Annotated in this window: 1 protein-coding gene; it reads right to left on the bottom strand. The window is 65.4% G+C overall.

What is annotated here, in order from left to right:
* Window positions 1-60: 60 nt before the first annotated feature.
* A partial coding sequence (locus AX708_RS07025; RefSeq protein WP_067489799.1) for an IS66 family transposase occupies window positions 61-1,463 on the bottom strand: 1,403 nt, incomplete at its 5' end.

Here is a 1,463-nt window from a genome sequence, read left to right as displayed (position 1 = left end):
CCGCCGAACGGCTGATGCCGCGCACCCTGAGCGTTGACAGCGGACATCAGAGCGCTGTTCTCAAGCCACGTGAGCGTGCGGCAGGAGCTCGTCGATCCGCGATGCGGGGTGACCATTGGCGAGACTGGTGAGCGTCGCGGTCAGCCAGGTGTGCGGGTTGATGCCGGTGAGCTTGCAGTTCTCGATCAGCGTGGCGATCACCGCCCAGTTATCACCGCCCTCGTCGGAGCCTGCGAACAGGGCGTTCTTGCGGTTGAGAGCCAGCGGGCGGATCGCGCGCTCGACAGCGTTGTTGTCGAGATCGATGCGACCATCGTCGAGGAACCTGACGAGACCGTCCCAGCGTGGAAGAGTGTAGCGGATCGCCTCGCCGAGACGGCTCTTGGCGCTGACCTGCCGGCCGCGTGCTTCGAGGAAGTTGTGCAGGTCGTTCACGATCGAACGGCTGCGCTGGTCGCGGACGTCACGGCGCTCGTAAGCGGATAGACCGCGGATCTCGTCCTCGATGGCGTAGAGGGAAGCAATGCGCCGTAGCACGTCGGCTGCCACGGGCGAGCTCTCGGCCAGCTCGTAGAACTTGCGGCGCACGTGGGCCCAGCAGAACGCGAGGCGGATCTGCTGATGACGCCGGGCCAGCGCCGCATAAGCACTATAGCCATCGACCTGCAGGATACCGGCAAAGCCCTGGAGATGCGCCTCGGGTCGCTCGGTCTTGCGATCCGCAGCGTAGACATAGGCGACCATCGGCGGGTCACTGCCGCCCCATGGCCGATCATTGCAGGCATAGGCCCAGATCTGGCCGGTCTTCGTTCGCTTGCGCCCGGGATCGAGCACGGGCGCGGTGGTCTCGTCGGCGAACAACCGCTCGGATCGTCGCAATCGCTCGAGGATGTGGTCGCGCAAGGGGCGCAAATACCAGGCCGCCCTTCCGACCCAGTCAGCAAGGGTGGAGCGATCCAGCTGGATACCCTGCCGGGCATAGATCTGCGCCTGCCGGTAGAGCGGCAGGTGATCGGCATACTTTGATACCAGCACCTGCGCGATCAGTGCTTCGGTGGGGATGCCGCCTTCGACGATCCGTGCCGGCGCCGGAGCTTGCACGACAGCGTTCTCGCAAGAACGGCAGCCATAGCGCGGACGCCGGGTGACCAGCACGCGGAAGGTGGTGGGAACGACATCGAGGCGCTCGGCCACATCCTCGCCGATCTGGTGGAGCGCGCCGCCGCAGCAGGCGCAGGCCTTATCCTCGACAACGACGATCTGCTCGATCCGCTCGAGATGGGCGGGCAACGCACCGCGGTTGGTCTTGCGCGGGCGTTCGCTCGACGCCTTGCTTGCCTTGCTCCTCGCGAGCTCAGCCTGCGAGAGCGCGGCTTCAACTTCCTCAAGCGCCAGCTCGAACTGGTCCGCATCGAGCTGTTCAGACTTGCGGCCAAAACGATGACGCATCAGCGCATCGATGA

Origin of the sequence: Erythrobacter sp. CCH5-A1, assembly GCF_001557115.1 — a bacterium.
In the GTDB taxonomy this organism is placed as follows: Bacteria; Pseudomonadota; Alphaproteobacteria; order Sphingomonadales; family Sphingomonadaceae; genus Erythrobacter.
This window is presented reverse-complemented; position numbering and strand designations above follow the sequence as displayed.